Genomic DNA, 20,864 nt, shown 5'->3' on the forward strand with positions numbered 1-20,864 from the left:
GAATTACCGATTTCTGTCCCACTCTCTTTTTCATGTTAGTCTTTCTTTGTTTTACGAGAGAGGCCAAAGGCAGCACTCATGCTAAGAAGACCAAGGCCAAGAGTTGTCAAGGCAATTGAGGTCTTGCTTCCTGTATTTGGAAGACTTGCTTCTTTTTGAGGAAGAGCTGCAGGTGCGATATAGACTGCTGTTTTGGCAGGCTCGTTTTTAGCAGGTGTGAATACAGTCGGTTTCGCAGGGGTTACAACAGCCGGTTTTTGAGGAGTAGGAGTCGGTGTTGCAGGCGTTTGGATGCTAGGTGTTTGTGGTTTTGCTTTCGCCACACGATGAGTTTTTGAGATCAACTCATACTTGTCTGTTTGGACTTTGAAGACACGACCTTTTTGGACAGTTTCAACGACTTTATTGGCAAATTGAACGTTCAACAAGTCAGCAAAGTTTTTGTCGATATCTAGGTAGAGACCATTAGTTTCTTTGACAAATGGATCAAAGTCTTTTTTTCACGTGTTTCACCAACCACTGTCAAAGAGATACCAGCATCTTGAAGGGCTTTCAGTGTCGCTTCTTTTGTTGGTGTATCCTTTGTAAGATCAATGTCCTCATCTGTAATCAAGAAAGCAAAGCGATGGTTGTTTGCCCCAGTCCCCCAGTTGTAGTCTCCTGAAGTAGCGATATGATGCAATGGAACAGTAGCATTTTCATAGTAGCCATCAGTTTTGATGGTTTTCAGGGCGGAAATGAAGCTTTCTGGATCACTTGTGAACTTAGATCCATTGAAATCATGGTATTTGACTTCACTAGCTCTTTCGTATTCAACCAATCCTAAACGAGCTTGAATATTTTTGGCCGATAGATTGCGAACGAAGGTCTCGACATTCTTCATCGTATCCCTGATGTGAGAATCCATTGAAGTTGATTTGTCAATGACAAAGACGATGTCGGATGTTGCTTGAACTTCTTTTTTATTGACCACATCGGCTTCTTTTGTAACTTCGACTACAGTTGTTTTATTGACTGTTTCGGTTGTTGTCTCAGTGTAGTCAGCTGTCTCTTTGGTAGATGTAGCTGTCTTAGTAGATGAGACTGGTTTTGAAGTGCCAACAGGTGTGTTTGGATCTGCTAAGCTAGTAGTTTTGATGGTTGCTGTTGAGGTAGTGGTTGTATCTGCACCGTCTGTTTTAGCAGATGGGCCAGTTTTTTTAACGTCCACAGCGATGACATCCCCAGTTTTTGCTTTATCAGCAGGAACAACTGGTGTATTGGCTTTGGCGTTGATTTCTTCTGTTGCAGCAGTGATAGGTGATTTTGCTGCTGTAGTAGCTGCAGGAGCAGCTTGGGTTGTTGCAGGTGCAACGTCATCAGCAGAAGCAATAGTCGTTCCTGTGAAGACCGTTCCTAAAACAACGGAAGCTAAAGTTAAAGTTTGTTTACGTGAAATAGTATATTTTTTCAAAATACGTCCCCTTTTTAATAAACTTTTTTCTATCATACAGGTTTTTGAAAAACTTGTCAACGGTATAATAATCAAGGGTTTTACCGACTTTTATATCCCTAATTATTGATAAAAAGCTGAGTGGGGAAAATATACACAAAATAATTTAAATATACAAAGCGTGCAAAAGAAAATAGGATTCCCACAAATTTGCAGGAATCCTTATTTTATCGGCATTTCTACTATATTTTTTAGTCGTAAAAAATACTAGCTAGTCACTTTATTTATGTTTCTAGATCAACACATAGGTTTCAACCGCTTGCCCAGCCCCGTTTTCATTGTTGGTCTTTGTCACGACTGCTGCTCCGTCTTTCACCTCTTGAGGAGCGTTGCCCATAGCGACCCCGATGCCTGCTTTTTTGAGCATAGGAAGGTCATTGAAGTTGTCCCCCATGGTGAGGACTTCTTCTAAGATCAAGTGGTAGTGGTTGGCGAGTTCAACCAGAGCATCCTCTTTAGAGACGTGCTTAGCCGTGACTTCTAGGTAGTTGGCTTTGGAGAGATAAAAGGCGGTAGAAGGGAAGTCGTCGGTAGAAATAGCACGATAGAGGGCTTGGATCTCTTCTGCTTCCCCAATTAAGAGCAATTTGTGGAGGGGCTTTGTCGCATCCAGTAAAGGATCCAATAGGGGAAGAATGATAGGTTTTTCTCCTGTAATCCGGGCCTCCTCTTGGCTCCATTGGTCGAGATGATCGGTCATCCAGTCTTTTCCACTATAGAGGTTGATCGAAACCTGAGGAAAGTGTTGGTTGGCCCAATCAATAAATTGACGGGCTTCAATCTTGTCTAAGGGATGCTCAAACAGAACCTGCTCTCCTTTTTGGATCAAGGCTCCATTGTAGCAGGCCATAGGACAGTCTTCTATGCCGAGCTCTTTGGCAATGGGTGCCATCCCTTTTGGAGAGCGAGCAGAGGCCAGCACGAAAGGAATCTTTTCACGCTTTAAATCCGGGATCAATGATGCTAACTGTGGATCGATCTGATGGTGGTCATTTAAGATGGTGCCATCGATATCGCTGATGATGAGACGAATGTGAGACATAAAGATTACCTCCTAATAGAGAATAGTGGTTTCGTTGCCGACTTGTTTAAGGATTTCAGGGCTTGGTTTTTGGTCGGTAATCCAATAATCAAATTGCTTGAGACGAGCAAGATAGTAGTTGGCATTTTGGGAGAACTTGCTGCTTTCTGCCACAAGGATCTTGGTACGAGCTCGTTCAAAAACGAGAGACTTGACGGCAACGTCTTCAGCATCCTCAAAGGTGACTTCGCCATTGGCTAAGCTACTCGCTCCAAAAAAAGCGAGATCAAAGCGAAGATTGTCCAGTATTTGTGCTTGATTCGCGTCATAGTAGAAGCGGTTTTTAGGGTAGAATTTTCCTCCTAAAAGATGAAAGTCAACCTGGGAATGGCTACTGAGCTGGATGGCATTGTCAAGGGAATGCGAATAGATTGTGACTTCCTTATTAAGCAAACCAGCAAGCAGGGTCATCGAGGTGGAAACATCGAGAAAGATCACTTGTCCATCTTGGATCAATTGCAGGGCCTTTTGAGCCATGGCAGTCTTTTCCTTGTTGGCTTTCTGACTACGGTCTAGATAAGAAGGGCCGGGTTCTTTGTTTAAGGGAAGGAGACCACCATGGGTTCTGCGGACCAGCTGGCGTTGGCTAAGAAGGGCAAAGTCTCTGCGAATAGTATCTTTTGAAACCTTAAAGTAATCAACCATTTCTTTAGCCGATAGCTGTTTTCGCTCTTCTAAGAGTTCTAATATTTTTTCGAGTCGCTGTTCCTGGTACATGAATTCGCTCCTTATTTCTGTTCTTGTCTTCATTGTACACCATTTTGTAAGTGGATGCAAGTTTTGTTAAGTTTTTTTAAGTGTTTACGATCTTTTTTCTTGCAAACCCTTATTCTGACGTTTGTTTTAAAGGGGGAATTCTGCTATAATATGTCAAAATAACGTGGAGGTTTCCTTATGGCCAGTGAATATGAAAAAATGATTGCGGGTGACTACTATAGACCTGCGGACCCTGAATTACGGGCTTTGGCCCAATCCTCTCGGGAGAAACAAGAAGCTTTTAACCAAGAGGTGGATCCTAAAAAAGGGGCAGCTATCATCAAAGAGTGGTTTGGATCAACCGGTGAAAACCTCTATCTCAATCGTCAGGTTCTTGTGGATTATGGGGTCAACATCCATCTAGGAGAAAATTTCTATGCCAATTACAATTTGACCATGTTGGACATTTGTCCCATTACGATCGGCAATAATGCCATGATTGGTCCCAATTGCCAATTTTTGACGCCCTTGCACCCACTGGATCCAGACGAGCGCAATTCTGGTCTCGAGTACGGAGCTCCGATTACGATAGGAGACAACTTCTGGGCAGGAGGAGGCGTTACTATCCTTCCTGGAGTGACGCTGGGTGATAATGTGGTCGCTGGCGCTGGGGCAGTGGTCACCAAGTCCTTTGGAGACAATGTGGTCCTTGCAGGAAACCCAGCCCGTGTCATTAAAGAAATACTCGTCAAAAAGGAGAAACAATGATCCATAAACATGAAATACCCATTTTAGAGTTTGACGACAATCCGCAGGCAGTCATTATGCCGACCCATGAGGGGTTAGACCTGCACCTACCCGAAAAATGTGTTTATGCTTTCCTGGAGGATGAGATTGATCGCTTTGCCAAAGCTGTTGGAGCCAAACAAGTAGCTAGCTTTGTCTCAGCTACCAAGGTCTATCCGGTCTATGTTATGGAGCACCAAGGAGAGGAAATCTGCTTGGCCCAAGCGCCAGTTGGATCTGCAGCTGCTGCCCAATTCATGGATTGGTTGATTGGCTATGGGGTGAAGAAGATTATATCGGCAGGTAGCTGTGGGGTCTTGGTGGACATAGAAGAAAATGCCTTCTTGATCCCTACCAAGGCCTTGCGAGATGAGGGAGCCAGTTACCATTATGTGGCGCCCTCCCGTTATATAGAGGTGGACGGCCGTGCCCTGACTGCTATTGAAACAGTTCTCAAACAAGCGTCCATTCCTTATCAAGAGGTCATGACCTGGTCGACCGACGGTTTTTATAGGGAAACACCTGACAAGGTGGCCTATCGCATCGAAGAAGGGTGTAGTGTGGTGGAGATGGAGTGCGCCTCCCTTGCTGCAGTGGCTCAACTTCGTGGGGCGGTTTGGGGCTTGCTCCTCTTTACCGCAGATTCTCTTGCAGACCTGGAAAATTATGACCAGCGTGACTGGGGCTCTGAAGCATTCGAGAAGGCCTTAGAATTATGCCTAGAAATGGTTCATTACTTGTAGGTCTATTCTCTTTTTATGATACAATGAAGCTATGTTAGTGAAATCATATTTTAAACAATGGCGAGCCAAACTGACTCGCCTGTCTCCGGCAAGGCGGATCTTTCTCAGCTTTGCCTTGGTTATCCTGATGGGCTCGCTCTTACTGAGTTTGCCCTTTGTCCAGCAAGTAAGCTCAACAGCAGGCTATATCGATCACCTCTTTACAGCAGTCTCTATGGTTTGTGTGACGGGGCTTTTTACCCAGTCGGTGGCTTCGACCTATAATGGCTGGGGGCAATTGATTTGTATGCTCTTGATCCAGATTGGGGGATTAGGGATTTTGACCTTTATCGGTCTCTTCTTTATGGAAGGTCGCCAAAAGCTCAGTTACAAGGATCGGCAGACCATTCGGGATAGCTTTAGTTTTAGCAATAACCAGAGTTTGGCCCGTTTTGTCCGCTCCATCTTTATTACCACCTTTACCATCGAAGGACTGGGGGCCTTGCTCCTCATGACTCGCTTTATTCCTCGCTTTGGCTGGGGCCATGGGATCTTTAACTCCATCTTTGTTGCTGTCTCGGCCTTTTGTAATGCGGGCTTTGATAATTTTGGGGGCGATAGTATGATGAGTTTCCAGACCGATTGGTTGGTCAATCTGACCTTGTCTGCTCTGATCATTACCGGAGGCTTGGGCTTCATGGTCTGGTTTGACCTAGCCACCAAGGCCCGCAATCAATCAGGGCGGCGAACTCTTCGCTTCCATACCAAGGTGGTTCTCTGGTTAACAGCTGCGATCCTTCTCTTTGGGACAGTGACTAGTCTTTTGACCGAGTTTAATAATCCAGCAACGATTGGGTCCCTTCCATTAGGAGAGAAGATCTTGGTCAGCTTCTTCCAAACTGTCAGTATGCGGACAGCTGGTTTTGCTTCGCTAGATTATACAGCAGTCCGGCCAGTGACGCTCTTTATCTATCTCTTACAGATGTTCCTAGGAGGAGCACCAGGCGGGACAGCAGGAGGGATGAAGATCACCACCTTCTTGGTGCTGATTCTCTTAGCGCGCAAAGAGTTGCTCGGCTTGCCACATACCAACCTGGGTAAACGCACCATCGCACCAGACTTGGTCCAACGCTCTTTGGGGACGGCAGTGATTTTCCAGTTGACTTTTCTCCTTGGACTCTTTGGTCTTTGTCTCGTGACTCCGGATGGTCAACGCTTTTTGTACCTGGTCTTTGAGGCAGTATCGGCTCTAGCGACAGTAGGTGTGACAGCCAATGTGACCTCGACCTTAAATGGGGCGGGACTAGGCATTATCATGGTCCTCATGTTTATCGGTCGGATCGGCCCCTTGACCCTTATGGTCAGTTTGAACAATTACAAAGCTAAGAAGGCAGATGCCTTGCAATATGCTAAAGCAGACATCATTATCGGATAGGAGAGACTTATGGCAAATCGTACCATTGGAATTTTAGGATTAGGAATTTTTGGACAGAGTGTCCTGAAAACCCTGCAAGACCAGGATGTGGATATTGTTGCGATTGATGATCACGCAGATGTGATCAACCAATATGAATCCATGATTACGACTGGAATTGTTGGAGACATTACGGAGTTGGACCTCTTGGATGCAGCAGATATTGGGAACTGTGACACAGTCGTGATCGCGACGGGTGAAAACCTGGAGTCCAGTGTGCTGGCTGTCATGCACTGTAAGGCACTAGGTGTCGAGCACGTCATTGCCAAGGTCAAAAATGAAGTGACCAAAGAAATTCTGGAAAAGATTGGGGCTGATTTGGTCATCCTGCCAGAGGTAGAAGCAGGCATGTCCCTCGCTAAAATGGTTCTTTTCCAACACCGGATTGAAGTTTTCCAGTTGGATGAAGAAGTGGTAGTAGTCGAGTTTACGGTTCCATCCAGCTGGGTAGGAAAAAGCCTTCAGGACTTGGCTGTCAGAGAGGAGTACCATCTCAACATTATTGGTTATCGAGATGCGGAAGATCAACCGCTTCATATTCAGATTGCTCCCGACTTTATCTGGCCAGAAGGGGTGCGCGTGATGGCGGTGACAGACAACCAGTATCTGGATAGAATCCAAGACTTGTTAGACTAATCGTGTAATTGAGAGTGGGACAGAAATCGGTAATTCATTAGAATTCGATTTCGTCGTCCCACCTCCGCACAGTTGAGTAGGGCTGTATAAGCTGTTGAAATCAGCGTATTAGAGCCCACTCAACCACTGCGTCTTGCTCTACAATCCAAAAATAATTGAGAGGCTAGGACTTTTGTCCCGGCCTCAGAATGTTGATAACCTATTTCTTAACTAAAATAGGTGAAATGATTCTGCAGAAATATGATTTTTAATTTTTACTCCGCAGACACCCTCTGTATCTTAATTTAGTCATGGAGCTTCCTGGATTGCTGAAATCATCCACTGGATAATTTCACCTAACGTCCGTCCTCAAGGTCGTCAAGAATCTCTTGCCATTTTTCCTCATGCATGCCTTGGCAGATATGTTTGGATCGAGTCTCATGTATCTCTTGATCCATTGGGGAAGTTGATCTTATAAAATTTTAGGAAAGGCTCTGTCAGGTGTTGACAGGCCTTTTTTTGAGTGCTATAGTAAAATCGTAAACGCCTACACGGAGAGGCGGAGCAGATAAAAAGCGGGCAGTCAGATGCCCTATAAAAAGAGGAGGAAAGACAAATGGCAGGATCAGTGATACAGGGAGAGAACTACCGAATCTCCGTATTAACGGAATCTTTGGTTCGCTTGGAATACTCAGAGGATGGTGTTTTTGAAGATGGTCAGACGCAAGTTGTGCAAAATCGTGATTTTGGACCTGTTGCTTATGAGGTCGTAGAGACAGAAGAGGTCCTCGATCTGCATACGGAGCATCTCCACCTTCATTTTGAAAAGGGACCTTTTACACCGGATCGGCTTTTTATCGAGCTCAAGGGTCAGTATGCAGTCTATGGTAGCCGGTGGCACTATGGAGATCAGCCTGAGACCTTGAAAGGGACCAGTCGGACGCTTGACGAGGTCGATGGAGCTATGGAGTTGCAAGATGGGATCTTGAGCAAGGCCGGTTATGCTCTTTTGGACGATTCCAGTTCCTACTTGTATGATGTCGAAAGCGGATATAGAGCACGGCCATGTCCAGAAGTGGATCTGTATTTCTTCGGTTATGGGCGCGATTATCTAGGGGCCTTGAAAGATTTTTACCATCTGACGGGACAACCACCCCTCTTGCCACGTTATGCTCTGGGAAACTGGTGGAGTCGGTATTGGCCTTATACCAGTCAGGAGTACACAGATTTAATGGATCGTTTCAAAGCTGAAGGGGTGCCTTTGGCTGTCAGTGTGATCGATATGGACTGGCATAAGACAGCGATTCCTGCTCGCTTTGGAAGTGGTTGGACGGGCTATAGTTGGAACCGGGACTTGATTCCTGATCCAGCAGCCTTCTTACATGGTCTTCATGAGCGTGGTTTAAAGGTGACCTTAAATGTCCATCCAGCAGATGGCATTCGCGCCTTCGAAGATGCTTACCCTATGGTTGCAAAACGCTTGGGATTAGATGCGGAAAAAGAAGAAGCGGCTAGCTTTGACTTTTACAGTCCAGCCTTTCGCGAAGCTTATTTCGAAGATGTCCACCATCCCTTGGAAAATCAAGGAGTCGACTTTTGGTGGATTGATTGGCAACAGGGAAGTCATGGCAAGATGGATCCCCTTTGGTTGTTAAATCACTATCATTATCTAGACAATTGCCGAAAAGGCCAAGCTGGTCTCATCTTATCGCGTTATGGGGGTCCTGGCAGCCACCGGTATCCGATCGGTTTTTCAGGGGATACCATTGTGACTTGGGAATCCCTAGCCTTTCAACCCTATTTTACCAGCACAGCTTCAAATATCGGTTATACGTGGTGGAGTCACGATATTGGTGGCCATATGCGGGGTTACTATGATGAAGATTTGGCTCTTCGCTGGTTGCAATTTGGGGTCTTTAGCCCGATCAATCGTCTCCATAGTTCTTGTAATGCCTTTAACAGCAAGGAACCGTGGTTTTACTCGCCTGAGACCTGTCGCTGGATGAAGCAGTATTTGCGCCTGCGTCACAGCTTACTGCCTTATCTTTACACCATGAATGTGGCGACGCATGAAGAAGGACTGCCTTTGGTTCAGCCTCTCTATTACCATTACCCAAACGAAGAAGAGGCTTATGAGGCTAAAAATCAATATTTCTTTGGTAGTGAACTCATGGTGGCCCCAATTACAGAGGCTCTGGATCCTGTCTATCATAGTGCTTCTGTGAGTGTTTGGTTCCCAGACGGAGTTTGGTATGATTTCTTCCATGATTGGAAGTACGAAGGAAAAGGCAAGCTTACAGTCTTTAGAGCTAGCCAGGATATTCCGGTCCTTGCGCGTGCAGGAGCCATCATCCCTATGGATGCACAACCGCAGACAGGGGTAGAGCTCCCAGAAATGCTGGACTGGCATCTTTTCCCAGGTGACAATCGTTCCTTCGTACTCGTCGAAGGAGAAGGAGATAACAGGGTTGAAACCCGCCTAACTGTCAATTGGGATGAAAGAAAGATTAGGCTGGATGTAACAGGTGATCGAACGCTGCTTCCTGAAAAGAGACAGCACCGGTTCTTCCTCCATACCTTTGAGACAGCCCCTATCTTAGTGGACAATCACAGTCAGGAGATTGCGATGGGTGAGCTGCAATCGCGTCCTACCGCAAAAGAAGATCGGATGTTTGAGCTCTTGAAATCTGCCAACCTGGCCTACGATAGAAAGAATGAATTATTTGCGACTTGTTCAACAGCCAAGGATTGGAAACAGTTGATGAAGATCATTACGCCTTTAGAGGAAGGTTTGCGTCAACGTCTCTTTGAAGTGATTTATTCCAGTGAAGAGAATGAAGACTTGTAAATTCTTGCAATTTCACCCCTATTATTGTAAGATGAAAGTGATTTCACAATCATAAAGGAGAAGAAAAAAATGGAACAAAAATGGTGGCATAATGCCGTAATTTACCAAGTTTATCCAAAGAGTTTCAAGGATAGTAATGGCGATGGCATCGGGGATCTCAAGGGGATCACGAGCAAGCTAGACTACTTGGAAAAATTAGGGATTACAGCGATCTGGCTCTCACCAGTCTACAAGAGTCCCATGGATGATAACGGCTATGACATCTCGGATTACGAGGATATTGCCTCCATCTTTGGGACTATGGAAGATATGGAAGAATTGATCGCAGAAGGCCATAAACGCAAGATCAAAATCATCATGGACTTGGTGGTCAACCATACCTCTGATGAGCATGCTTGGTTTATCGAAGCACGTGAAAATCCAGATAGTCCAAAGCGGGATTTCTATATTTGGCGCAATGAGCCCAATGGTATTATTTCTGCTTTTAGTGGCTCTGCTTGGGAATTGGATGAAGCATCAGGCCAATACTACCTGCATAACTTCAGTAAGAAGCAACCAGACCTCAACTGGGAAAACGAGGAGCTTCGTCATCAGATCTATGACATGATGAATTTCTGGATTGACAAGGGGATTGGTGGCTTCCGTATGGATGTCATCGATATGATCGGTAAGATCCCAGATCAGGAAATCATCAGCAATGGTCCCATGCTCCATCCTTATTTGAAGGAAATGAATCAAGCTACCTTTGGCGATAAGGATCTGCTCACCGTGGGAGAAACTTGGGGAGCGACTCCAGAGATTGCTAAGCAATATTCCAATCCAAAAAATCAAGAATTGTCCATGGTCTTCCAATTTGAACACATTGGTCTTCAATACCAACCGGGTCAACCAAAATGGCACTACGCTAAGGAATTGGATGTGCCAAAATTGAAAGAAATTTTCACCAAGTGGCAGACGGAATTAGGAAAAGACGAAGGCTGGAATTCCCTCTTTTGGAACAACCACGATCTCCCACGGATTGTGTCAACTTGGGGGGATGATGGCGACTACCGTGTCAAATCTGCCAAGGCTTTAGCAATTCTGCTTCACTTGATGAAGGGGACTCCGTATATCTATCAAGGAGAAGAAATCGGGATGACCAATTATCCATTTCAGACCCTCGAGGATGTAGAAGATATCGAGTCAATCAACTATGCCCATGAAGCCTTAGAAAAAGGAGTGCCACTCGAAGTGATCATGGATCAGATCCGCCATATTGGTCGGGACAATGCACGGACACCGATGCAGTGGAATGATGAGGCAGAAGCTGGCTTTACGACAGGTCAACCATGGCTTGCGGTCAACCCAAACCACAAAGAGATCAATGTTGAGGCTGCTCTAGCAGATCCAGACTCCATTTTCTATACCTATCAAACTCTGGTGGCCTTGAGAAAAGAGTATCCTTGGCTTGTGACGGCTGATTATGAATTGGTGGACGCAGTAGACAAGGTTTTTGCTTACAAGCGGGTAGAAGGAGTGCAAGCCTACCTCGTCGTTGTCAATCTCTCAAGTCAAGAGCAAGACTTACCACTTGTCAATGGAGTTGAAGAGGTTCTCATTGCCAATACCAAGGTGGAGCAGGTCCTCGAATCGGGCAAGTTAGCCCCTTGGGATGCCTTCTGTGTCAAATTAGCCTAATGAAGCAAATGAAAAAAATTAAGGAACGAACTTCCTTATAAAAGCAGGTCTTTCTCAGTAGAGAAGGCCTTCTTTAGTTTTTAGGGGCTGTTCTTCTAGCAGAATCCGCTCAAAAATCCGCTTAAAATCCGCTCAAAAATGGTTTTGGGGATGCTTGGGTTATAGGAAATATTTATAAGAAGTCCTAGTTTTTGATTTTGATTTCTGCTCTCAAGGCCTATTAAATCTGTGTTATAGTTTTTGGCTATATCAAAATTCGTGTAAAAGCAATTATACAAGACGGCTATCTTCTGATATGATAGTGTCAATTAGAATTTTTGGAGGACACAACATGTCAACTACAATTATCGGTTTCCCACGTTTGGGTGAATTCCGTGAATTAAAATTTACAACTGAAAAATACTTTAGAAAAGAAATCTCAGCAGACGAGCTCTTGGTAGCTGCTAAAGACTTGCGCGCAAAACACTGGAACATTGTTAAAGAACAAGGCATCTCAGAGATTCCTTCAAATGACTTCTCACACTACGACAATTTCCTTGATGCGGCCTTCCTTTTCAACGTCGTGCCTGCATCTGTTCAAAACTTGGATTTGACAGACCTTGAACAATACTTCGCTTTGGCGCGTGGTTACCAAGGTGAAAAAGGGGATGTCCGTGCCCTTCCAATGAAAAAATGGTTTAACACCAACTACCATTACATCGTTCCTAAATTTGAAAAAGCGACAGAAGTGAAATTGGCTGGTCACAAGATTTTTGATGAGTACCAAGAAGCCAAAGAATTGGGGATCAACACTCGTCCAGTAGTGGTTGGACCATTCACTTTCCTTCAATTATCTGACTTTGAAGATGGTGTGAAAGCTGAAGACTTCGTCGACAGCTTGGTTGCTGCTTACCAAGAAGTCTTTGCCAAATTGGCTGAGCTTGGTGCGACTCGTATTCAACTCGATGAGCCAGCTCTTGTCAAAGATTTGTCAGCTGAAGAAAAAGCTCTCTTCTTGAACCTCTACAACAAACTCTTGGCTGACAAGAAAGGCCTTGAAGTCTTGATCCAAACTTACTTTGGTGATGTTCGTGATGTCTACAATGATCTTGTGAACTTGCCAGTAGATGGTATTGGTCTTGACTTTGTTGAAGGCAAGAAAACACTTGAACTCGTTAAAGGTGGCTTCCCAGCTGATAAGACCCTTTATGCAGGTATTGTGAATGGGAAAAACATCTGGCGCAACAACTATGAAAAGAGTTTGGAAATCTTGGATCAAGTTCCAGCTGAAAAGGTTGTCTTGACGACTTCTTGCTCCCTTCTTCATGTGCCATTTACAACGGCTAACGAAGATTTTGAACCAGCTATTTTGAACCACTTCGCCTTTGCAGTTGAAAAATTGGGTGAATTGCGTGACTTGGATGCCATCCGCAATGGTCAAGGGGCAGAAGCTCTTGCTGCCAACAAAGAACTCTTTGCAACAGAACGCGTTGGAGCAAATGCTGAACTTCATGCTCGTATCGCAGCTTTGACAGAAGCAGACTACACTCGTTTGCCAGCTTTCGCAGAACGTGAAGAAATCCAAAAAGAAGCCTTCAAGCTTCCAGCACTTCCAACAACTACCATCGGTTCATTCCCTCAAACTAAGGAAGTACGTGCCAAACGTTTGGCCTTCCGTAAGGGTGAATTGACACAAGAAGAATACGATGCCTTCCTTGCTGAAACGATCGACGAATGGATCAAATGGCAAGAAGAAGTTGGATTTGACGTACTTGTACACGGTGAATTCGAGCGGAACGATATGGTTGAGTACTTCGGTCAAAACTTGTCTGGTTACCTCTTCTCTAAAAACGGTTGGGTACAATCATACGGTATGCGTGGGGTGAAACCACCAATCATCTGGGGAGATGTGACTCGTCTCAACCCAATCACTGTGAAATGGTCTAGCTACGCACAAAGCCGTACAGACAAACCTGTTAAAGGGATGTTGACTGGACCTGTTACCATTCTTAACTGGTCATTCCCACGTGAAGACATCTCTATCAAGGATTCTACTCTTCAAATCGCTCTTGCCATCAAGGATGAAGTTCTTGACCTTGAAGCTGCAGGCGTGAAGATCATCCAAATCGACGAGGCTGCTCTTCGTGAAAAATTGCCACTCCGTCGTAGCGACTGGTACGAAGACTACCTTGACTGGGCGATTCCAGCCTTCCGTTTGGTACACTCAACTGTAGCACCAGACACCCAAATCCACACTCACATGTGTTACTCAGAATTTACAGATATCATCCCAGCTATCGACAACTTGGATGCTGACGTCATCTCATTTGAGGCAAGCCGTTCAAACCTTGAAATCTTGGATGAGTTGAAAGCAAAAAACTTCCAAACAGAAGTTGGACCTGGGGTTTACGATATCCACTCACCACGTGTCCCACAAGACGGTGAAATTGATCATACCATCGAAGCAATCTTGGCAAAAGTACCAAGTGGCAAAGTTTGGATCAACCCTGACTGTGGTTTGAAGACTCGTGGAATTAAAGAAACAAAAGAAAGCTTGATCAAACTCGTTAATGCTGCTAAAGAAGCGCGTGAACACTTGTAAGAAATGTTTCGAGGACCTTCTATCATCGTGTAGAGGGTTTTCGAATCGTTCCCTTATCTTAGAAATAGTGGCTCAGAGTTCTTGATCAAAGAAACAAAAGAAAAGGATAGAATATGTCACAACACACACCGTCTCTGTCATTTGAAGTTTTTCCTCCAAATCCTGAAGTAGGCAATGCCAAACTCTTACGTGCTTTGGCAAATATGCAGGAGCTAGCTCCTCACTTTATTAGTGTGACCGCTAGCAATAATAAATACAATATCAAAGAGACGACGGTTGCTTTAGCCAATTACATTCAAAATGAATTGTCTATTCCGACGATTGCTCACTTGCCAGCCGTCTATTTGAGCAAGGAAAAAGTGGCCGATACTCTTCATGAGTTAGATGAAGTAGGGGTTCATCGGATTTTGGCTCTGCGTGGGGATATTATTCCTGGTGTGGAACCTTTAAAAGACTTTCGTTATGCAACGGATCTGATTGAATTTATTAAAACAGAAGCTCCTCATTTTGAGGTAATTGGTGCTTGCTATCCTGAGGGACACCCAGATTCTCCAAACCAAATTTCAGATATTCAAAATCTTAAAAAGAAGGTAGATGCAGGGTGCTCTAGCTTGGTCACTCAACTTTTCTTTGACAATGAGCGATTCTATGATTTTCAGGATAAGTGTACCTTGGCTGGGATCGATGTTCCTATTCATGCAGGAGTGATGCCGATTCTCAACCGTAATCAGGCTCTTCGTCTCCTTAAGACTTGTGAAAATGTTCATATCCCACGGAAGTTTAAAGCCATTCTGGACAAGTATGAGCATGATCCTGAGTCACTCAGAGCAGCAGGACTTGCCTATGCAGTCGATCAAATCGTTGATTTGGTCACTCAAGATGTGGCAGGTGTCCACCTTTACACCATGAACAATGAAGATGTCGCTTACCACGTCTACCAAGCAACAAAGGCGTTATTTGATCATCAACCGAATTTTGAAGGGAATTAATCAACACTTTTAGTAGGAAGTGTAGAGATTGAGAAAGAATCGTTCTCAATCTCTTTTTATTTGGATAAATCACTTGCTAAAAGCCAACTTTTTTTTTATAGTATAACTAAGACGATTTTGGAGGCGCTTGCAATGAAGAAAGATCTCACGTTAAAGTTATTTGGACCCCCTAAGGTTGTTTTCAATCAGAAAGATATTCGGTTTTCTTTTTCGAAGATGGAGGCCTTGCTTTATTACTTGGCGGTCATGGGGCAAGTCAACCGTGATGAAATAGCCGGTATCCTCTGGGGAGATAAGGAAAACCAAGTCGCTCGCAAAAACTTACGGAATACGGTTTACCAAGCCAATAAAATCTTTGAAGGAGATATCATTGTCTCACCAAGCCGGAGTAGTTTGGCTCTTAATCCTGAGTTGAGTCTTTGTTTAGATGTTCAGCGTTTTGAAAGAGACCCACTAAGTGCCTTGGATATCTATCAGGGAGACTTTCTAGAGGGCTTCTATGTCAAGGATGATGAAGACTTTGATCAGTGGGCTTCTCGTAAACGAGATGCTTATAGGAAGCTCTATGTCGAAAGCTGCTATCAAAAAATTGAGCAGGTCGGTTTTGCAGATCCTAGTATAGAAATCTTGCTCCATCATTTGGTAGAGCTGGATGAATTTGAAGAGAAAAACTACCAGCTCTTGATGGAGTATTATAGCTTCCATCATCAGCTAGGAAAATTTTTTGAGACCTACTATAAGCTAGTCGATTTATTGGATCGCGAGCTCAGTGTGCGTCCCAGTCGAGCGATTGAGGAACTTTATCACTCCGTTTTGGAAGCCAAACGAACTCATAAACTGAGTCATCGCTTAAATATCCATGAACTTCCCTTCTTTGGTCGGAAACAAGAACTCTCGCAACTCGAGGAATACCTTTCCTTAGTCGAGACGGGTGAGGCGGTAGGTCCTTTTCTCGTGATAGGGCAATCTGGAACAGGTAAGAAACGTCTGTTACGGCAGTTGGTCTTGATGTCCAATCGCAGTTTTAACTTTATCAAGGTGGAAGGAAAAGCTACTAGTCAACGCTATGAAGGAAGCGCCTGGAATGATCTCAGACAAGCGCTAGAGAAACTGGGGGATGAGATGGGGATTTCCCTTCTGGAAGAGGAGGATGATCTCATTTCTGTATGGAATCAGCTTCAGAGCCTTAGCAAAGAAAAACCGCTCCTGATCCTGCTTGAAAACGCCCAGTGGTTCGATGCAGTGTCTCTAGAAAAAGTGAAACAACTAGAGGAAAGAAGAAACCAGGAGAAATGGCAACTGATTTTTACAGCTGAAGAGCCTCTGCCAGCTTTCTTCGTCAACTTCTTGGGGGGCTTGAAGGTAGAGAAACGCTTGTCCCAACTAGAGTTGACCAATTTTGCCCCAAGTGAAAGTCGTGCTCTCTTGAAAGGGGAACTGGGAGCAATAGAGCCTGCAGTGATGGAGCAGATGGTCGAATGGAGTGAAGGCAGTCCGTTCTTTCTGTCCAGCTATATCGAAGAGTGGAAAGAAAATGAAAATTTAGAACCCTTGCCTGATATCATTCAAGCCTATCTTTCTCAGGAGCTTGGGGATATGAGCAGTGAGGAAGAGGCTCTTCTACACTACCTATCTTGTTTTCATAAGCCAATTTCTCTGTCTATCTTAGCAGAATTGACGGCTACAGAGCTTCCTGTTTTGACAGAATTAATCGAGCCTTTATCTGAAAGAGCGATCGTCTCAATCGTAGAAGAAGGCGAGGCTCTCATGGTTCAATTCTGCAAGCAATTGGTAGCCATGTACTTTTACCATCTTCTTTCGCCAGCTAGACGGCGGCTCTTCCACCAACAAATTGCGCAAAAATTGGAAGAAACTTTAGAAGATTCGACGGACCTTCTTCTTTATAAGGAAATTGCCTACCAATACAAACAATCCCAAAATCTTTTGCGTTCCATATCTTTTGAGTTGACCTATTTAGAAGAAATCCTTCAGCTGGAGCATGAGCTGTTTCCGATTTATTCCAAGGTAGATGAGGGGTTCCTATCAGATGGTACAAATAGCCATTTGGACATTTTTGGAGAGCTATCCCGCATTCGCCAAGAATTAGATAACCTCTTTTCAAGGCACCAAAGAGATAGAGAATACAAGCATTTACAACTGCGTTACTTGTACCTAGAAGGTCGCTATTTTATTCGAAGTGGGGAGTATCAAAAGGGGATTCATGATATCCAAAAAGTCATCTCCTATGCGCGGGAACTCAAGCAATCCGACTTCCTCTTAGAGGGTTATCGGCAAATCATTTATTATTGCATTCAAACGGAAAATATCTCTGAGATGGCCTATTATACAGATTTAGCTTTAGAAGATGCCATCCAAGCTAATAATCATGAGGTCATCGCGATCCAGTTGCGTTTGAAGGGCTTGTATCACCTGATGGTTGGGGATGAGGAGCAGGCAACCCGGCATCTGTATCGCTCTATTGATTGCTTTAGTTTGACCAATAGCATGCAGGCCAAGTATGCCATTCAAATTGCAGCTTCTTTGGCCTACCTCGCTGAAATCGAGCAAGTGAGAGGGCATTTCCAAGTAGCGGTCATCCACTTAGAAGAGGTTCTGCGTTTGGTGGGAGATCAAGCTGTTGATTCCGTCCGCGTCGTCTTTGATATTGATCTTGGGATCGCCTATTATTGGAAGGGAGATTTGATTCAAGCTCGCCTCTGTTTTGACAGAGCTCAGAAGATTTTGTCCAGTGTTCGTTTCCCTTGGAAGGAAGAATTGCTCGAATTTTACCAATCTTTGATTGCTTGTCAGCAAGGGGATCAGGAGAAGGTTGCGGATTATCTGGCTCGAAAAGAAAGGACGATGAATCCATCTGCCAATTCGCGGGATAAGGGGATGGTTCATTATCTATTGGCTTTCTTATCTAATCAAAAGGAGAAGGGAGAAGAGCTCGCTCCTGCCCTGAGCACCTTCTTGAAAGAAGATAAGAATTACTACAAGAAGGTGGCAGAGCAACACTTGAATCCCTACAGAGATCGTCAGTTTCTTAAGAAATTAAAAGACCTGTAGTGTCTCTTGCCTAAATCATAAGAGAAGGCTAAGTGGCCTGTCCTCTTTTCAGGCAAAGATCATTGTGTCTGAAAATGAAGAAAAAGCATAGAAATGCCCTAGCAATGGGTGTTTCTATGCTTTTTATGTGTGTAGAAATCTTCTTAGTTCAGTTTTTGTTGCGCCAATATTTGGGTCAAGTAAAAGATAAAGGTCGCAGCAAGATTTGAAGTATGGTTGTCAATGTCATGAGGAGGAGAAACTTCCACGACATCAAATCCGATTAGCTTACCACTGGCAGCAATGTGTTGGAGAAGCAGGAGGGCTAGTTTGGGATCGACACCAAGTGATTGGATGGCGCTAACACCAGGAGCAGAGCCGACCGCAAAGCAATCCATATCAATAGACAGATAGATCGCGGTTTGGTTTTCTAAAAATTGATCGATTCGATCCAGAATGGCTTGGTGGCTCATCTGGAAGAGATCTTGGCCAGTTAAAAAATCAATGCTTGGTGTTTTAGCAACATAATTAAAGAGGAAGAGGTTATTATTGTGCTCTTGGATCCCCAGGATGAGGTAAGGGAAGTCCTGACCTTTTTCTTTCGCATGATCAGCCATTTGACGAAAACCTGTTCCAGAATTGGGACCGGTTTGGTCGTAAGGTCGCAAATCAAAGTGGGCATCCAGATTGATCACAGCCAGTTGTTCATCTTTTTCTAAACTGGATTGAATCCCTAGATAGTGGCCGTAAGCAGTTCCGTGACCGCCTCCTAGGACAATGGGTTGGATCCCTAATTGGTACATGCGCTGAATCGCTTGTGAGAGACTTTCTTGGAGTTCTTCTAGTGAATGGTTGGGCCCGTCAATATTTCCCACATCATACACCGTCACATTGGTTCCCCAGTGCCATGGAAGTTTAGCGATTTGAGAACGGATGGCTGTAGGACCCTCGACTGCTCCTACACGCCCATTATTGATATAGACTCCTTTGTCGCTCTTAAAGCCGATGATCCCAAAGGTCATCCCCTCAAATGGAGTGAGGGTCTCGTCGTTTAGGTCTAAAAATTTGGTGACCATTCCCCATTTGGCCGTGTAGGGATTGTCCTCGATGCTACCTTGGTAGTAGCTGTAGGTCATTGGATAGTAGTTTGTGAGCAAGCTTGTCGCCTCCCTTATTTTTCTGAAAGCAGGCAGAGGCTGAGAAGATCGCCAGCCTCTGTTTTGCTTTATTCTTACTGTATCAGTATTGAATGCTTAAGTCAACTGCTTTTTCGATGGTTGCTAAGAATTCTTCGCTTTCGACAACAGCAGATGCTTTATTAAGTTCTTCAAAGATTTCGATGTCTTTGTCAAATTCAATGAAGGAAACCTTGTTGCGAATCAGGTCATAGGCAGGTTTTGTACCTTTACCAAGTTCATGATTTTCTGGTTTGAGATCCAAGGCTTGGCAGGCTGCCATGATTTCAGTAGCAACGATGCGACGGGAGTTCTTAAGAATTTCAGCCGCTTTACGAGCTGCTGTTGTTCCCATGCTGACGAAGTCTTCTTGGTTTTCACAAGATGGGATAGAATCGACACTAGCTGGGTGAGACAAGATTTTGTTTTCAGATGCAAGGGATGCACACGCATACTGGGTAATCATGAAGCCTGAGTTGAGTCCAGGGTGTTTAACCAAGAAGGATGGTAATTTACTAAGCTGGCTGTTGACCAAGCGTTCCACCCGACGTTCAGATACGTTTCCGATTTCAGAAAGGGCGATCCCTAGGAAGTCAAATGGTTGTGCCATTGGTTCTCCGTGGAAGTTCCCGCCGGAGATGACGTGGCCTTCTTTAGTAATAATTGGATTATCTGTCACAGAGTTGATTTCGATTTCAACTTTTTCTTTTACATAAGCAATAGAATCCTTGCTAGCTCCATGGATTTGAGGGATACAACGGAGTGTGTAAGGGTCTTGGACCCGTTGTTGGGTTGCTACCGTTGTGTTCTTGCTTCCTTCAAGGAGGTTGCGGATATTGCGAGCGGTTGCCAATTGTCCACTTTGAGGACGGATGGTATGAAGGTCTTCTTCGAATGGACTGGTAATTCCATTGTGAACTTCCATTGAGAGAGCACCAGCGATATCAGAGAGTTTGAGCAATTGGATACCATCATAAGTCGCAAGAGCACCGATACCGGTTAGGACAGTCGTACCATTGATCAAGGCAAGCCCTTCTTTGGCAGCTAATTGGATCTTTTCAATTCCAGCACGATCTAAGGCTTCTTGACCACTGAGAAGTTCTCCTTTGTAGTAGGCGCGTCCAAGACCCAACATTGGTAAAACCATATGAGAAAGAGGAGCAAGATCTCCAGAAGCTCCGAGAGAGCCTTTTTCAGGGATATAAGGAGTGACTCCTTTGTTGAGCAATTCTAACAGTTTTTCAACGGTTGACAGACGAATGCCAGAATAACCTTTCAATAGTGAGTTAATACGGATCAGCATGATGGCACGAACGGCATCTTCAGGAAGTGGATCACCGAAGCCAGATGAGTGAGTTCGAATCAGGTTTTCTTGCAGTTGAACAGTATCTTCTGGAGAGATGCTGACATTACAGAGGGAACCAAAGCCAGTGGTTACACCATAGACGACTCGTTTTTCCCGGACAATGTCATCAACGATTTTACGGGATGCGATAACGGCTTCTTTGGCTTGTTCATCAAGCTCACATTGGGCACCGTGCCGAGCTACAGCGATGACTTCTTCGAGTGTTAAGCTATTACCATCTAAATGAATCAATTGAGTCATATAAAACCTCCGATTATGAATAGTTGTTCTGTGGAAGTAGTGTTGTTTACTTCGGTTTGAATACCAAACATGGG

15 protein-coding genes and 1 pseudogene are annotated in these 20,864 nt (G+C 44.5%); 10 read left to right on the forward strand and 6 right to left on the reverse strand.

The genetic code is table 11. From position 1 onward, the window contains the following. Positions 1-35: 35 nt before the first annotated feature. The 4 genes from HMPREF2917_RS11600 to HMPREF2917_RS00495 all read right to left on the reverse strand — a co-directional run bounded on the left by HMPREF2917_RS11600 (position 36) and on the right by HMPREF2917_RS00495 (position 3,290). The gene (locus tag HMPREF2917_RS11600; RefSeq protein ID WP_256324236.1) at positions 36-425 is read right to left on the reverse strand and encodes an LPXTG cell wall anchor domain-containing protein; all 390 of its coding nucleotides are present in this window, start codon (positions 423-425) and stop codon (positions 36-38) included. A 26-nt stretch (positions 426-451) separates the two neighbouring features. Beyond that, positions 452-1,453, reverse strand: coding sequence for a VWA domain-containing protein (locus HMPREF2917_RS00485; RefSeq protein ID WP_256324237.1), 1,002 nt, complete (start codon positions 1,451-1,453; stop codon positions 452-454). Positions 1,454-1,724: 271 nt separating this feature from the next. Next, positions 1,725-2,534: a Cof-type HAD-IIB family hydrolase gene (locus tag HMPREF2917_RS00490; RefSeq protein ID WP_070588681.1), complete on the reverse strand. Its 810-nt coding sequence runs from the start codon at positions 2,532-2,534 to the stop codon at positions 1,725-1,727. A 12-nt stretch (positions 2,535-2,546) separates the two neighbouring features. After that, the gene (locus HMPREF2917_RS00495; protein WP_070588684.1) at positions 2,547-3,290 is read right to left on the reverse strand and encodes a DeoR/GlpR family DNA-binding transcription regulator; all 744 of its coding nucleotides are present in this window, start codon (positions 3,288-3,290) and stop codon (positions 2,547-2,549) included. A 177-nt stretch (positions 3,291-3,467) separates the two neighbouring features. Between HMPREF2917_RS00495 and HMPREF2917_RS00500 the strand changes: the two genes are divergently transcribed. From HMPREF2917_RS00500 to HMPREF2917_RS00540, 10 genes and pseudogenes are all read left to right on the forward strand, one after another. Beyond that, positions 3,468-4,037: a sugar O-acetyltransferase gene (locus HMPREF2917_RS00500; RefSeq protein ID WP_031574556.1), complete on the forward strand. Its 570-nt coding sequence runs from the start codon at positions 3,468-3,470 to the stop codon at positions 4,035-4,037. After that, a complete protein-coding gene (locus HMPREF2917_RS00505) occupies positions 4,034-4,798 on the forward strand; it encodes a nucleoside phosphorylase (protein ID WP_070588686.1) in 765 nt (254 codons plus the stop codon). Before HMPREF2917_RS00500 ends, HMPREF2917_RS00505 begins: the two co-directional genes overlap by 4 nt. A gap of 31 nt (positions 4,799-4,829) precedes the next feature. Beyond that, a complete protein-coding gene (locus HMPREF2917_RS00510; RefSeq protein WP_070588687.1) occupies positions 4,830-6,212 on the forward strand; it encodes a TrkH family potassium uptake protein in 1,383 nt (460 codons plus the stop codon). Positions 6,213-6,221: 9 nt separating this feature from the next. Then, positions 6,222-6,887 carry a potassium channel family protein gene (locus tag HMPREF2917_RS00515; protein WP_023919047.1) on the forward strand — a complete coding sequence of 222 codons (666 nt, stop codon included), beginning with the start codon at positions 6,222-6,224 and terminating at the stop codon, positions 6,885-6,887. Positions 6,888-7,240: 353 nt separating this feature from the next. Next, a pseudogene (locus HMPREF2917_RS11605) lies at positions 7,241-7,336 on the forward strand (CPBP family intramembrane glutamate endopeptidase); the annotation flags it as partial. A 146-nt stretch (positions 7,337-7,482) separates the two neighbouring features. After that, positions 7,483-9,714 carry a glycoside hydrolase family 31 protein gene (locus HMPREF2917_RS00520; protein ID WP_070588688.1) on the forward strand — a complete coding sequence of 744 codons (2,232 nt, stop codon included), beginning with the start codon at positions 7,483-7,485 and terminating at the stop codon, positions 9,712-9,714. A 69-nt stretch (positions 9,715-9,783) separates the two neighbouring features. Further along, a complete protein-coding gene (locus HMPREF2917_RS00525) occupies positions 9,784-11,391 on the forward strand; it encodes an alpha-glucosidase (RefSeq protein WP_070588689.1) in 1,608 nt (535 codons plus the stop codon). 331 nt (positions 11,392-11,722) lie between these two features. After that, entirely contained in the window at positions 11,723-13,972 is a 2,250-nt protein-coding gene (gene metE / locus HMPREF2917_RS00530; RefSeq protein WP_070588691.1) for a 5-methyltetrahydropteroyltriglutamate--homocysteine S-methyltransferase, read from the forward strand. Positions 13,973-14,085: 113 nt separating this feature from the next. Next, on the forward strand, positions 14,086-14,961 hold the full coding sequence (metF, locus tag HMPREF2917_RS00535) for a methylenetetrahydrofolate reductase [NAD(P)H] (RefSeq protein ID WP_070588693.1): 876 nt from the start codon (positions 14,086-14,088) through the stop codon (positions 14,959-14,961). Between the two features lie 132 nt (positions 14,962-15,093). Then, positions 15,094-18,030, forward strand: coding sequence for an ATP-binding protein (locus tag HMPREF2917_RS00540; RefSeq protein WP_070588695.1), 2,937 nt, complete (start codon positions 15,094-15,096; stop codon positions 18,028-18,030). Between the two features lie 143 nt (positions 18,031-18,173). On the opposite strand, the gene hutG is transcribed toward HMPREF2917_RS00540, so the two are convergent. Next, positions 18,174-19,166, reverse strand: coding sequence for a formimidoylglutamase (gene hutG / locus HMPREF2917_RS00545; RefSeq protein ID WP_024054987.1), 993 nt, complete (start codon positions 19,164-19,166; stop codon positions 18,174-18,176). 82 nt (positions 19,167-19,248) lie between these two features. Next, on the reverse strand, positions 19,249-20,790 hold the full coding sequence (gene hutH, locus HMPREF2917_RS00550; protein WP_070588696.1) for a histidine ammonia-lyase: 1,542 nt from the start codon (positions 20,788-20,790) through the stop codon (positions 19,249-19,251). Between the last annotated feature and the right edge of the window lie 74 nt (positions 20,791-20,864).

This window comes from Streptococcus sp. HMSC061E03 (genome assembly GCF_001813505.1).
In the GTDB taxonomy this organism is placed as follows: domain Bacteria; phylum Bacillota; class Bacilli; order Lactobacillales; family Streptococcaceae; genus Streptococcus.